The 14,398-nt window shown below is 52.8% G+C and carries 9 protein-coding genes, 2 pseudogenes and 1 riboswitch; of the genes and pseudogenes, 3 read left to right on the top strand and 8 right to left on the bottom strand.

The window, feature by feature from the left end; translation table 11 throughout:
• Positions 1–14: 14 nt before the first annotated feature.
• The 5 genes and pseudogenes from JCM12308_RS31250 to JCM12308_RS02205 all read right to left on the bottom strand — a co-directional run bounded on the left by JCM12308_RS31250 (position 15) and on the right by JCM12308_RS02205 (position 4,250).
• Positions 15–926 carry an OmpP1/FadL family transporter gene (locus JCM12308_RS31250; protein ID WP_280138353.1) on the bottom strand — a complete coding sequence of 304 codons (912 nt, stop codon included), beginning with the start codon at positions 924–926 and terminating at the stop codon, positions 15–17.
• A gap of 161 nt (positions 927–1,087) precedes the next feature.
• Positions 1,088–1,282: pseudogene (locus JCM12308_RS32080) on the bottom strand (outer membrane protein transport protein); the annotation flags it as partial.
• Between the two features lie 293 nt (positions 1,283–1,575).
• Positions 1,576–2,679 carry a TRAP transporter substrate-binding protein gene (locus JCM12308_RS02215; protein WP_008547949.1) on the bottom strand — a complete coding sequence of 368 codons (1,104 nt, stop codon included), beginning with the start codon at positions 2,677–2,679 and terminating at the stop codon, positions 1,576–1,578.
• Between the two features lie 12 nt (positions 2,680–2,691).
• Entirely contained in the window at positions 2,692–3,495 is an 804-nt protein-coding gene (gene thiD, locus JCM12308_RS02210) for a bifunctional hydroxymethylpyrimidine kinase/phosphomethylpyrimidine kinase (RefSeq protein ID WP_014286501.1), read from the bottom strand.
• Positions 3,495–4,250: a hydroxyethylthiazole kinase gene (locus tag JCM12308_RS02205; protein WP_054782724.1), complete on the bottom strand. Its 756-nt coding sequence runs from the start codon at positions 4,248–4,250 to the stop codon at positions 3,495–3,497. The genes thiD and JCM12308_RS02205 overlap by 1 nt, the downstream gene beginning before the upstream one ends.
• 39 nt (positions 4,251–4,289) lie before the next feature.
• Positions 4,290–4,398, bottom strand: a riboswitch (TPP riboswitch).
• Positions 4,399–4,607: 209 nt separating this feature from the next.
• Between JCM12308_RS02205 and JCM12308_RS02200 the strand changes: the two genes are divergently transcribed.
• Positions 4,608–4,844, top strand: a complete 237-nt coding sequence (locus tag JCM12308_RS02200; protein WP_008547452.1) for an Lrp/AsnC ligand binding domain-containing protein — start codon at positions 4,608–4,610, stop codon at positions 4,842–4,844.
• A gap of 70 nt (positions 4,845–4,914) precedes the next feature.
• Here the strand turns inward: JCM12308_RS02200 and JCM12308_RS02195 are convergent, their stop codons facing one another.
• The gene (locus tag JCM12308_RS02195) at positions 4,915–7,218 is read right to left on the bottom strand and encodes a xanthine dehydrogenase family protein molybdopterin-binding subunit (protein ID WP_054782882.1); all 2,304 of its coding nucleotides are present in this window, start codon (positions 7,216–7,218) and stop codon (positions 4,915–4,917) included.
• A 404-nt stretch (positions 7,219–7,622) separates the two neighbouring features.
• On the opposite strand from JCM12308_RS02195, the gene JCM12308_RS02190 reads away from it, so the two are divergent.
• Positions 7,623–8,597, top strand: coding sequence for a DMT family transporter (locus JCM12308_RS02190; protein ID WP_008547450.1), 975 nt, complete (start codon positions 7,623–7,625; stop codon positions 8,595–8,597).
• A 73-nt stretch (positions 8,598–8,670) separates the two neighbouring features.
• Here the strand turns inward: JCM12308_RS02190 and JCM12308_RS02185 are convergent, their stop codons facing one another.
• Together JCM12308_RS02185 and ade are read right to left on the bottom strand one after the other, a co-directional pair.
• On the bottom strand, positions 8,671–10,338 hold the full coding sequence (locus JCM12308_RS02185) for a long-chain-fatty-acid--CoA ligase (protein ID WP_008548061.1): 1,668 nt from the start codon (positions 10,336–10,338) through the stop codon (positions 8,671–8,673).
• A 241-nt stretch (positions 10,339–10,579) separates the two neighbouring features.
• Complete coding sequence (gene ade / locus JCM12308_RS02180) at positions 10,580–12,295, bottom strand: adenine deaminase (protein ID WP_054782723.1); 1,716 nt, start codon at positions 12,293–12,295, stop codon at positions 10,580–10,582.
• A 483-nt stretch (positions 12,296–12,778) separates the two neighbouring features.
• On the opposite strand from ade, the pseudogene zwf reads away from it, so the two are divergent.
• Positions 12,779–14,249, top strand: a pseudogene (gene zwf / locus JCM12308_RS02175) (glucose-6-phosphate dehydrogenase).
• Positions 14,250–14,398: the final 149 nt, after the last annotated feature.

Below are 14,398 nucleotides of genomic sequence, written 5' to 3'. Positions count from 1 at the left end.
AGCGAACAAAGCTCTTAGAACTTCAGACGAGCACCCAGACTAACAATATCCACGTTGGTGTCATTCACCGGCCCCTGAATGGTAATCCCTTCATAGAATGGATGATCCGGGTTGATGTTGATACTCTCGCTTTCCGGGAACAGGTGCGAGTAACCAATATCCACTTCCAGCCAGTCCTCATAGAAGTAACTCAGACCCGCACTGATCCAGAACCGGTTCGCATCCGGCAGACGCGGCGTCCGGTTGGCTTCATCAATCGGCGACCACTCGTAAGCCAATCCAAACCGACCCGTGAAGTTCTCCGTGAAGTCATACTCCGTACCAAGCGAGATGAAGTAGCCATCGTTGTATTGGAACGGCAGTTCAGAAACCACCTGATCCTGCAGGTTGAACACTGGGAAGGTGCCAAACCGGGACCAGTGCGTCCACTCAAACGTCCCCATCCCACGCCAGCGCTCATTCAGCTCCTGCTGGAAGGAAACCGTCACCGTCTCCGGCATGATGATGTTTGCGCGAATTGGTGTTGGCGCATTACCGCCAACCACAAGCCGACCTTTGAGGTTGTGTTCAATGGGCGAGCGATAGCCAATGCCAAGCTGTGTGCCTTCCCACGGCTTGAAAAGAGCCCCGACGGTGGCACCAAATCCCAAATTATAGTCCTCACCCCGCAGCTCCGCTGTAGGAGAGTTTGCAGCAATTGGTGGAACACCCGTCGCTGACTTCAGCCTCACCTGCAAATATTGAAGCTGCCAACCAACCCCAACGGAGAATTTCTCGGTAAGCTCATAAGCTGCCATCGGCGTAATATTGACAGAAAGCACACGGGAGGACCGCGCATAGACCTGCCCCGCCCACTCAATTTGTGGTTTCGTTTCAAAGCCATAAGGTGCATTGGAACTGACACCGAGAGTGAGGCGCTCATCCACTTTCCAGGTGCCATACCCCGCAGGCACCCAGCATCCACGCCAATATCACCTGAGGAGTAAGGAACCCCCGTCACTGGTGTCGGAACCGCATCAATGGTCGCCGTATCCAGATCAATCGTGGCACGAGGAAACACAACGGTCTGGGAGGTTTCCACCTGAATACCGTCATGTCCTGTCATCGTTGCCGGGTTCCAGTACATGCTGGAAAGGCTTTTTGAGACTGTCGCATTTCCGGCAAAGGAAAGGCCCTGGAACCAGGCAGATTGCTCACGAACAGCAAAAGCACCGGCGAGGGCATCAGAGGCAATCAGCAGCGTGGAGAGACTGGCGATCGTAATGGGCAGATATCTGGACATGCACGGTACTTTCTGTTCTCAAGAAAACAATCAAGCAGCGCCATGATCAAGTTACGAGTTACTTATTGATTCGGCTCTTACAACTAGAATTCCAAATATTATCAAATTCTTGCACTGGTAGTTTTAAAGGTTTACCCGCCCACCTTCACAAAACATCAATGGCAGTAGATGATCCATGCATTTAGTTATGCGTATTTCGTGCAAGTAAACTGAAACATTTTCTGTGGCAAAACCTCCACATAACAAAAGACCCTCCAAGTGGAGGGCCTTTTAAACGCGGTTTGATGAGCCGGTTAGCTTCTTGCAGCGATGTTTTTGCCCAGCGAAAGGGCGCTCCAACCTGCCAGAAGCCCCTGCGCTTCTATGTAACTCTCATAAATCTTGCGAGCCATTTTGTCTTTCTGGGTATAGATATCCAGCACCTCAATGCTGGTTTCCTTCAAGGCAGCAAGAACCTCTTCAGGGAACTCACGCACCTCCACACCATGCTCTTCCTGCAGCACCTTCAGGCTCGCTGCATTCTGTGCATTGGCCTCAGAAAGCGCCAGATCAGCTTCCACACGGCAAGCCTCTTCAACCACCGCCTGAAGCTCAGGAGAAAGACCTTCCAGCGCAACTGCATTCACAATCGCTTCTCCAGTGCCGTTTGGCTTGTTAAAGCCCGGACCGTAGTAGTATTTGACCAGCTTGTGGAAGCCCAGCGCACTGTCAGTCCAGGGTCCAAGAAACTCTACACCGTCCACCACATGGGTCTGCAAGCTGGTGAAGATTTCGGCAGCTGGAATGTTGACCGGGGTAACACCAAGTTTGCGCAGGATCTCACCACCAAGACCAACCATGCGCAATTTGCGACCTTTCAGGTCATCCAGCGTCTCAACAGGCTCACGATACCAGCCCGCCATGGTCGGGCCGGCATTACCTGCCATAAACGGCTTCACGCCAAACGGTGCGTAAAGCTCATCCCATAACTCCTGACCACCCATCTGATCCACCCAGGCAGTATGCTCCTGAGGCAGCAGACCGAAAGGAACGGTCGTAAAAAACACCGAGCCCGGCATCTTGCCAGCCCAGTACAAAGCAACGGAATGGCCCATCTGTGCAGTGCCGCTTGAAACAGCGTCAAACACCTCAAAAGCCGGAACCAGCTCACCAGCAGCAAACAGGCGCACACGCATCCGACCATTACTCATGATGTTGATGCGGTCACAAATGCGTTGCGCAGACATTCCTGGGCCCGGCAAGTTCTTCGGCCAGCTGGTCACCATGCGCCATTCAATCACTGGTTCAGCATCCTGAGCCAGAGCAGGTGCAGCAAGTGCAGCGCCACCGGCAACCGCCCCAGCGGTTAACCCCAGCGCCTGTCGGCGGGTCAGATTATTATCTTTGTTCTTGGTCATTATCTCCGCCTTTTATTCAGACCAGAATTCGTGGAAATGGTGCACAGGCCCATGTCCCTCGCCTACGTCAAGCGTATCTGCAGCTTTAATCGCCTGACTAATATATTCTTTCGCTTCGCCAATAGCATCTTGTAGCGCCAGCCCCTTGGCCAGTTCCGCTGCAATCGCAGAAGACAGGGTACAGCCAGTCCCATGTGTGTTCTGCGTTTCATGTCTTGGCGCCGTATACCACCTCTCCACATCGCGGGAGAGGAAGAGGTCATCACAGGTATCATCAGACCCGTGCCCGCCTTTCAGCAGAACCCCGTTTGCGCCCATGTCCAGCAAAAGCAAAGCTTGGCTGTGCATGTCTTCACGGGATCCGGCCACCGGCTGATCCAGCAAAAAGGCCGCTTCCTGCATATTCGGCGTAATCAACGCCGCCATGGGAAACAGCTTCTGCTTCAGGACCGAAACAGCGGAGGTTTGCAACAAAACATCACCAGAAGTTGCAACCATCACCGGGTCAAGGATGACGCGCTTAACATCATATTCCGCCAGCTTTGTGGCAATAACATCGATAATCTCTGGCTGTGAAAGCATGCCGATTTTCACGGCATCCACCTTCAGGTCAGAGAAAACAGCATCCATCTGGTCCGCCACGAATGCTGGCGGCACATCATGAATGGCTGTCACACCTTTGGTGTTTTGGGCCGTTAGCGCAGTGATCACACTGGCCCCATAAACACCGCGAGCCGAAAAGGCTTTCAGGTCTGCCTGAACGCCAGCACCACCGCCTGAATCCGAGCCCGCAATTGTGACTGCAATCGCACTCATTAGGCCAATACCCCACCTTTATTATTCATTGTTTCGAGCTTGAGGCGCTCGTTGAATTGGTCAGCCTTCAAGCCATAGAGGGTATCGATGAAAGCTGGAGTGAAGCTTCCCGGCCCATTTGCCTGCTCTGCGGCAATCTCGCCGCATACACCATAGACAGCCAGCGCCGCAACCACGGCAAGTTCCTGATCCGGCTCAACAGCCGCAAAACCCGCCAGGACTCCCCCCAATGCACAGCCGATGCCGGTCACCTTGTCCATGTAAGCATGCCCGTTGCCGATGGTGTAGGTTGCCTCCCGGCCAAACACAGCATCTTCATTTCCGGTGCGTACAAGCAGCGTGTCCTCACGAACCGCCCCACTCAGCCCAGCGCTTTCAGTCATGTTCGCTTTCAGGATGGAGATGTTTTCCTGCAAAATGTCCTTCGCAAACTCCATGCGAATGTCAGTACGATCCACTTTAACCGGGTCCAGCACCACGGGGATAGATTTCTTCGCAGCATTCTCCAGCCCCAACCGGATCCCATGCCGACGCTTACCATCCAGCGTCCCAAGGTTGACCAGCAACCCATCGACACCTTCAACAAATGCAGGAATTTCATCATGAGCGGCTGTCATGGACGGTACAATGTTACAGGCCAACATAATGTTCGCGGTAATGCTCTGCGCAACGGAGTTCGTCAGACAGTGAACCCGCACACCACGCTCACGCAGGTTCTCAAACACTTGCCAGAGATCTTCAGCTTTGTAGGACATTTTTTCGCTCCCCTATTGATTACGGCGGGAACGATTACCTTGGTACTCATCCCAATTCCCTCCGCCGGCACGACCCGGATCAGGTTCTAGGAGTTGGCCTTCCGCCTCTCAGCCCGGCAGTCACTGCCGAGCACCCCCATTGGTTAGAATTTTTTGCTAGCAAACCAGTAAGCGAACTGCAAGGGGAAACGAGAGACCGCGACAATAGGCAACTGGGGGTAGATTTCGCTTAAAAAACGCAAAAGCTTGCAAAAAAACGCAGCTTCAACGCAAAATGCTCACAAAACAACGCAAACTCAATTTTGAGCGCACCCGTAAAGACAAAACAGGCTTACGGGACAGAAGGATAGCAGATTAATGATTCCGTTCTTTGTACAGATCAAATGCCAGCTCGGAAAAACCTATCAGGTTGCCAACGCCATCGCAGACGCGGAAGTCGCCTCCGAGATCTACTCCACCTCCGGGGATTTCGATCTGCTGGCCAAGTTCTACATCAACGACGATGAAGACATCGGACACTTCGTAGCAAACAAGGTACAGGTATTCGAAGGCATCCAGGACACCAGAACCATCATTACCTTCAAAGCATTCTAATACCTACGAAAACAGGCGGGACACCAGCCCGCCTGCACAATCTCGTTTCAATGTCTGGTAATAGCTTCGCTCAGCCCTGAGCATCCTGAATAGCACTCCACACAGCAACCGGCGTCGCGGGCATATCTATATGCTCAACCCCGGCATTCTTACGCAGCGCATACTGCACAGCATTCATCACCGCTGGCGCCGCCCCAATAGAACCAGCCTCACCAGCCCCTTTAATGCCCATCGCATTTGTCGTGGAAGGAACGTTGCTTGTCGAGAAGTCGAAACTCGGCAAATCATCAGCACGCGCAACATGATAGTCCATGAAGGATGCTGACAGCAGCTGTCCGGTTTCATCATAAACCGTGTTCTCGCACAGCGCCTGAGAGATCGCCTGCCCGGCACCGCCATGCACTTGACCAGCAAGAAGCATCGGATTCACTGTGACACCAAAGTCGTCCACGATCACATAATTGACCACGTCCGTCTTCCCGGTTTCCGGATCAATCTCCACTTCGCACACATGCGTGCCATTTGGATAAGTACACTCGTCCTGCATGACTTTTTCCGCAGCACTCAAAGTATCTGGCTGTGATCCCGCCACATCAGCAAGGCTGATCTGCTGGTCGGTTCCGACCACACGCACCTGCCCATCTTCAAGCGTCAGATCCGCAGCACCAACCTCCAGCTTCTCACTGGCAATCTCCTTGATCTTTTTAACCAGCGTCTCAGAGGCCGCTTTCACAGAAGGCAATCCAATCGGGATCGAACGTGATCCACCAGTGCCACCACCGGTCGCCACACGGTCCGTATCCCCCTGCACCATCTCAACCTGATCAAGCTGCAAACCAAGATACTCGGCAATCACCTGACCGTATGCAGTCGCATGGCCCTGACCGTTGCTCTGCGTTCCGATCAGCAATGTCACAGTGCCATTCTTGTTCAGCTCAAGTTTGGCCTCTTCACCACCCGCGAAGGCACAGGCCTCCACATAGGTCGACAGGCCGATACCACGGTACAAGCCCTTGGCTTTGCTCTCCGCTTCTCGCTCCGCAAAAGTGCCGTAATGGATCTCGTCCAACGCCTTGGTCAGATGAGCACCGAAGGAACCAGTATCATACATGCGTCCGAGCGCTGTTGTATAAGGTAAGGCGTCATCGGGGATAAAGCTCTTACGGCGGAACTCCGCTGGATCCATGCCCATCTCATGCGCAGCCTTATCAGCAAGCCGCTCCATCAGATAAAGCGCCTCAGGACGCCCTGCCCCGCGGAAGGCATCCACCGGCACCGTATTGGTATAAACGCCAGTCGCTTCCACCCATGTGGCGGGGATATCATAGAGGCCAGAGGTCATCGTGATACCAACCTGAGGGATACCCGGACCAAACTCGTGCAGATAAGCGCCCATGTTTGCAAGCACATGCACCTTGAGGCCAATCATCTTGGCATTCTCGTCGAGCGCAAGTTCTGCCGTGGATACATTATCCCGGCCATGCGCGTCAGACATGAAATGCTCAGTCCGTTCCTGAAGCCATTTAACCGGACGGCCAAGACGTTTCGCAGCGATCAGACACAGCGGATACTCAAGATAGGTGAACATCTTGGTTCCAAATCCACCGCCCACATCCGGCGTCACAACGCGGATATCTTTTGGGTCGACGTTGAGTATGTTCTTGGCAATCAGATCACGCATGGCATGACCGCCCTGCGTTCCGGTGGTCAGTGTGTAACGGCCACTGTCGCCATCAAACTCACCAATACAGGCCCGCGGCTCCACTGCATTGGATACCAGACGGTTATTGACCACCTTGATCTTGGTAACATGGTGCGCATTCTGGAAAGCCTCTTCCATCGCATCCTTGTTACCCATCCCAATGTTGAAGGCTTCATTGGACCCATGCTCTGGCCAAACCAGCGGTGCACCATCCTCTAGCGCAGCCTCGGTTCCAATTGCAGGATCGACATCTTCATAATCGACCTCAATCATCTCCATGGCCGCCCGCGCCTGTTCAACAGTGTCGGCCACAACAAAGGCCAGCGCATCGCCAACAAACCGGGCTGTATCAGAACAAAGAACTTCGCGATGAGGCACCCAGTGCTTCGTGCCATCCAGCTGTCGAAGCACAGCTTTACACGGAATGGAGTTCGTCCCTTCAATGTCCGCCGCAGTCAGAACCAGCTGCACACCATCCATCGCCCGCGCATCATCCAATCCTCCCAGAGTGAACTTTGCAAACGCCAAAGAAGACCGCAAAACAACGGCATGCGCTGCACCTTCCACTTTCAGGTCATCCGTATAATGACCCTTCCCGGAGATAAAAGCGGCATCTTCTTTACGGCGAACGGGAGCACCAACTCCAAACTTCGGTGTAGCAACCTGATTCATGAAAACCTCAAAAATCTGGAGAGCGACCCAACACCGCACCTCCCAATACAGCTTTTTACGTATCAGCAGAGAACGTACAGTGGTTTTCTCAACCTGCAAGTGTTTTCTGGTGCACCACAGAGGTGTTGTTTCCAGAGTAACTTAACGTCACTAACACATCATCTGGAGCAAAATGCGGAGAGATATTTGTAGCTCTAAGTTGTCAGGAGCTTCGCGCTCTCTGTCGAAACTCTCAATCTAAAATTTGTTTTAGAATTTGACCAAACCGCGAACATTAGGTTATTTAAGTCATACACCCATCTGATCCTTGTTACATTTGCACGCCGCTCAGGTGCGCACCATTTTGCACCGGACATCGGGTCTGGTCCTTTTGCCGGTAACAAGGCAGCTTCGAAAGCAGTTACATGCCTGTTCCTTCAGCAGAGCCTGAAGGCAGCTCATCACCTGCTGCGTTAAAAACAAGGTTTTCCGAAAAATGGCAAAGCCTGTCTAACAATACACGCGGCATCTGCTGGGCCCTTCTGGCAACATTTCTTATGGCCGTTATGAGCACAATCATTAAGCTGCTCGGCGACCGTCTACACGTTACTCAAATCCTTATGCTTCGCCAGTTTTTCATGCTGGTGATCTCAGCACCGGTCATCATCAGAGGTTTTCCGGGCTCACTCAAAACACAGGCTCCACTGCTTCATCTGGGACGCATCCTGCTTGCTTCCTCAGCAATGTACTTCGGGTTCACAGCCGTCATTCACCTGCCACTTGCCGAAAGTACAGTGATTGGGTTTGCACGCACATTTTTCATCACAATATTCGCTGTCTTCTTTCTGAAAGAAGTCATCGGCGTTCACCGTATCTCCGCAACCATCCTAGGGTTCCTGGGGGTGATGATCATCGTTCAGCCCGGTACCGGCGCGGAAATGAGCATCTACAGCTTCATGGCGATCCTCGCCTCAGCGTGTGCAGCACTGGTCGGCATCATCCTGCGCAAGGTCACTCAGGTAGACCAGCCAATCACGATCCTCACCTTTCAGGCAACCTTCGTCGGCCTGATCATGGCTCCGTTCGGCATCTACAACTGGGTTTCCATCGACCTGAACGACGCAATCCTGCTGCTCTGTCTGGCTGGCGTCAGCTGGGGCGCTCAGATGAGCAACATTCAGGCTCTGAAGTTTGGCGAAGCCTCCGCAATCGCACCATTCGACTACATCCGCCTCGTCTACGCAGCGATTATCTCGGTTGTGATCTTCGGTGTTTGGCCGCTCTGGACCACTTACCTCGGCGGCGCAATCATCGTTGCAGCTTCTCTTTACACCCTGCACCGCGAAACAGTGCTGGGCAAGAAAGTGGCAACCGGTACAGCTCCGTCTAAAACGCACTAGCGCAAAGCTGTTGCTTTAACAAAAAAAGCCCTCGCAAACTGCGAGGGCTTTTTCTTTGTTTATTAGCAGAACATCAGGTCGCGGTTTCAGCTGCGCGCGTCTTAGCAGCTTCTTCTTCAACCAGCTCTTTCTTGGAGAGCTTGCCAACCATGGTCTTTGGCAACTCATCACGAAACTCAATCGCTTTAGGCATCTCGATCTTGGAGATATGCCCCTTCAGGAACTCTTTGAGTTCATCTTCAGTCGCGCTCTGACCATCCTTCAGCTTCACAAAGGCCTTCGGCGCTTGACCACGATATCCATCCGGGATCGCAATCACGATAACCTCAGCCACAGCAGCATGCTGATAAAGCGCTTCCTCAATCACACGCGGATAAACGTTGTAACCAGAACAGATGATCAGATCTTTGATACGATCCACGAGGAAGATGAACCCGTCCTCATCCATGTAACCAACGTCACCGGTATGCAGCACACGGCCACCTTCCAGCGTCTTGGCAGTTTCATCCGGACGGTTCCAATAGCCCTTCATCACTTGCGGGCCAATGATGCAAAGCTCACCCTTCTCACCCGGAGCAACAACCTTTTCAGGCTCATCCAGATCACGGAACTCAACAGTCGTACCCGGCATAACAACGCCGATTGAGCCGTCTTTACCTGTTCCGTCCATCGGGTTCGCAGAGGCCACAGGTGAGCTCTCGGTCAGGCCATAGCCTTCCACCAGAACACACCCAGTCAGCGCTTCAAACTTCTGCTTCACTTCCACAGGAAGCGGCGCACCACCAGACATACAATAGCGGATTGACGTCAGATCGTAGTTCTTGGTCAGCTCACTGTTGTTGATCGCCGTGTAAAGCGTTGGCACCGCAGCAAACAGTGTCGGCTTCTTCTTGGCAGCGAGATCCAGTAGATCTTTCAGATCAAACCGCGGCATCAGCAGCATTTCTGCTGCACCAAGGATAGAAAGGTTCTGCAGCACGGTCATCGCAAACACATGGAAGAACGGCAGCACACAGAGCGTCTTCTCGTAACCGCGCTTCAAACCACCGTAATGGCTTTCCAGCATCTCCATGTTGGAGGTGATGTTGTAGTGCGTCAGCATCGCGCCCTTCGGCACACCGGTCGTACCACCAGTATACTGCAGGATCGCTACATCTTCCTTAGGCTCAATCGCAACCGGCGTTACGCCTTTGGACTTTGCAAGGAAATCCTTGAAGCGAATATGAGCGCTGTCAGCAGGAATGTTGGAAACGTCTTTGCGTTTGAACAGTTGGAACAGCAGCTTCTTGGGCTGAGGCAGGATGTCAGCCATTGGACAGACGATGATGTTGTCCAGCGCGCCTTCCTGACGAACAGCTTCAACACGATCATAGATCACGGAAAGATCCATGGTCACCATGATGCGTGCACCAGAATCCCGCGCCTGGAACGCAATTTCGCGCTCAACATAAAGCGGGTTGAAGTTCACGACGACGCCGCCAACTTTCATGATCGCAAAATAGAAGATGGTGTAGTACGGCGTGTTTGGCAGACAAAGGCCAACCTTGTCGCCCTTCTTTACGCCCATCGCCTGCAGGGCACCCGCAGCACGCTCAACGAAATCTCCCAATTCGCCATAGCTTGTTGTCTTGCCCATGAAATAGATAGCAGGACGATGCGCATAGTTCTTTACGGTATCATCCAGATAGCTATCGATAGTACGAATTGGAAATTCCACTTGTCCCTCACGACCTGTCGCCATGCGCAGATCTCCTCCCCGAATTATTATAGTTCTTCAGACGAAGTTGACAGGAAACCGAAGCTGAGCGCCAAGGTTCATGTGCGCAACATATCAGAAAAACCTTATTTCATCATGCTTTGCGTGGAATTTGGGATAGGCTGACCATTACGTCAACCCAGACATACGATTGAACTTCAATGCGACACTTTCTTCCATTCCACTGATTTTTTCTAGAGAAACTCAGAGATATCAACGCCCTGCTCTATTGTATGAGCTGAAAACTCGACACATCAAACAAGCCAAAATCTGTAATTTTAAGGTGGGGAATAACCGGAAGAGGCAAGAATGCGACCTGCAAAAACGGCTCCGGCAGCACACAATTGAGCGATTTTGCGGCAGCCCGCAGCTCTTCCAAACGCTCTTTGACCACCTCAAATCGCTCCAGACTCATCAATCCAGCAAGCGGCAACTCCATCTCCGCCAGCACCTGATCACCATCTGCAACAACAAAGCCACCACGCAGTGCAATGCATCTGTTCACTGCTGTGGCCATCGCTTCTTCATCAGCACCCACCACACAGATGTTGTGACTGTCATGCCCAACAGAAGATGCAATTGCCCCGGCTGTCATGCCAAAGCCATTCACGAACCCGGTCGCGATGTTACCAGTCTTGCCATGCCGCTCCACGACTGCCACTTTGATGGCATCCTGCCCCAGGTCGATCTGAGAGAAGTTATGCTCAACCGGCAGATCCACCTTTAAATGCTCAGTGATGATAAGCCCCGGCTTCACCCCAATCACGGATGTTTCCCGCTGCGCAGGCACACGGAAGCTCTCAGCATGCACCGGCTCTGCATGGCAGCTATCCAGCAAGCCTTCCGGCTCAACCAGCTTTCGGCCCGCAAACAACGCATTGGTCACAACACGGCCACCACTGATCACCTGATCTACATCACAGCTTTCCAGATCATTCAGCAGAACGATATCTGCACGCCATCCCGGCGCGAGCAGGCCACGATCACGAAGTCCAAACGCATTGGCCGCAGACCAACTCGCCGCCCGATACACATCACGCGGCGCACATCCATGCGCAATCAAACGCTTGATGAGACTGTCCAGATGTCCCTCTTCCGCAATATCCAGCGGGTTCCGGTCATCCGTACATAGAGCCACAAAGCTTGCCCGTTCAGGCGTAAGCACCGGAGCCAGCGCATCCAGATCCTTGGAGACAGACCCTTCACGGATCAAAATTGTCATCCCCTTGGAAATCTTCTCCAGCGCCTCTTCTGCAGTCGTCGCCTCATGATCTGTGCGAATTCCCGCAGCAAGATATCCGTTCAGCGCCTTGCCGCGCACCAGTGGAGCATGGCCATCAATATGCTCACCATCAAACTCCGCAATCTTTGCCAAAGCATCAGGATCACCTGCCAGAACGCCCGGAAAGTTCATGAACTCCGCAAGACCAATGACACTTGGATGATCTTTGAACGGCATCAGGTCATCAATCTCCAACCGCGCACCCGCTGTTTCAAACTGGGTCGCAGGCACACAGGAAGACAGGTTCACCCGCAAATCCAAAATGGTTTCCAGCGAACTATCGAGGAAATACTTGATCCCTGCAGCACCAGTCACATTCGCAATCTCATGCGGATCACAAATCGCAGTCGTCACACCATGGGGCAGCACACATCGGTCGAACTCAAAAGGAGTAACTAAGGATGATTCCACGTGCAGATGAGTATCGATGAAGCCGGGAACAGCGATCTTGCCGCTACAGTCTATCTCTTCTAGCCCTTCATACGTATCATAGGTGCCCACAATCTTCTCGCCTGAGATTGCAATATCGGTCTTGGTCAGGCTGCCGTCGATTACACTGAACAGCTCAACATTTTTCAGCACAAGATCAGCAGGTGCATTGCCCTGCCCCTGATCGATGAGTGTTTTTAAACCGGCAATCTTCTGCTGGCGAGATCCCATGTGATGTCCTCCCGGAGGAAGCACTTGGGCTGCTCCCTCACTTTTATTTCCCTAAGGGCAAGCCTAGCAAAAGATTGCGGGCTCCCCAATGCCGCCAATACAAATGCTTGTTGGAATTGTACAAATCATGTCAGTGAGAAAACAAAACCCACAGAAACAAGATTTTTTTAGTCTCCAGATCCCCTTTCGGCAGTCTGATTTGCCTACTTTCTAGGCACATTCGTATTTTTGCTTGCAATTTGATGAAACCCGCATCAAACAGAGGTGCAATTTCATAAATGCAACCTTTGTATGAGTTTTGACGCACATAAGAGCAGCCCAGCTGCCGAGCTTACGGCCCCAGATCCGCGCCTCTCGCAACTCTACAATCAAATTTAATTCAGTTGGCCTGCGGGCTTGCTCTTGCAATTTCTCCAACTGAAAAACGCATGCCAAGCAATTGAAGTCGGATATCCGATACCGGCTCACGACTAAGGGAACTCCATGGCGAACCGTCCAACTCAATCAGACCCATTTGATCTCGTTGTATTTGGAGGCACCGGCGACCTTGCACACCGCAAGCTGCTGCCGGCTCTCTATCACCGTGAACCAGTCGGTCATCTGGGTGAGGACGCTCGCATCATCGCCGTCTCCCGCCGTCAGCTCAGCGACACCGAATACCGCGACTGGGCCCGCAAGGCCATTTGCGAGCATGTGGCAGAGGTTGATCAGGAAGCACTCGAACGCTTCCTCGCTCGTATCCAATACGTTGCTGTAGACGTTGCGCAAAACACTGGTTGGGAAGCGCTGGAAGAAAAGCTCTCTGGCCGCGAAGACGTTGTTCGCGCTTCTACCTCTCTGTTTCTCCAGACTTCTTCGGCCCAATCTGCTCCGCTCTCGGTGAGCACGATCTGGTGACAGAAAAGTCCCGCGTGACCATCGAAAAGCCAATCGGCAAAAACGGCAAGTCCGCACACGAAGTCAACGAGACCATCGGTTCTGTCTTCAAGGAACACCAGATCTTCCGTATCGACCACTACCTCGGCAAAGAAACCGTACAGAACCTCATGCTCTGCGCTTCGCCAACGTACTGTTCGAACCGCTCTGGAACGCAGCTCATATCGATCATGTTCAGATCACCGTGGCTGAAACACTGGGCGTCGAAAGCCGCGCCGGCTATTACGACACCGCAGGCGCTCTGCGCGATATGGTGCAGAACCACCTGCTCCAACTCCTCTGTCTCGTCGCAATGGAACCACCTGAGTCCATGGCACCAGACAGTGTTCGCGATGAAAAACTGAAGGTTCTCAAAGCCCTGCGTCCAATGAGCGCTGAAATGGTGGAACGCAACACCGTTCGCGGTCAGTACCGCGCAGGCGCTTCCGCAGGTGGCGCAGTAAAGGGCTATCTGGAAGAGCTGGGCCGCGATGATTCAAGCACCGAAACATTCGTAGCGGCAAAGGTAGACATCGAGAACTGGCGTTGGGCCAACGTTCCATTCTACCTGCGCACCGGCAAGCGTCTTGCTGCTCGTGTTTCTGAAATCACCATCCAGTTCAAAGACTTGCCGCATTCCATTTTCCTGCCAGACGCGGGCCGGATCGCAGCAAACAAACTGGTCATCCGCCTGCAGCCTGATGAAGGCGTGAAGATGCAGGTGATGATTAAAGACCCGGGCCCAGGCTCCATGCGCTTGCGTGAAGTGCCGCTGGACATGACTTTTGCGGAAGCCTTCAGCTCCCGCCACCCGGATGCATATGAGCGTCTCATCATGGATATGATCCGTGGTAATCAGACCTTGTTCATGCGCCGCGACGAAGTGGAAGCTGCATGGAAGTGGATTGACCCGATCCTTGAGCACTGGTCCCAGATCAAAGAAGCTCCAAAGCCTTACACCTCAGGCACCTGGGGCCCATCAGCCTCCATCGCCCTCATCGAGCGTGATGGCCGTACATGGCATGATGAAACCTACTGATTAAGCATCAGGTGCCGGTCCACCGGCACCTCATCACCCAAGCAAGTATTTCTCCCACTTGCGCCAATCCCCGAAACAATCAAAGTTGCCTATGGGCAGAGTTGTCAGAATAAAAATTAGGCTCATAATTTAAATCGATTAAAACGGCT

This window comes from Pseudovibrio denitrificans JCM 12308 (assembly GCF_001310815.1).
In the GTDB taxonomy this organism is placed as follows: domain Bacteria; phylum Pseudomonadota; class Alphaproteobacteria; order Rhizobiales; family Stappiaceae; genus Pseudovibrio; species Pseudovibrio denitrificans.
This window is presented reverse-complemented; position numbering and strand designations above follow the sequence as displayed.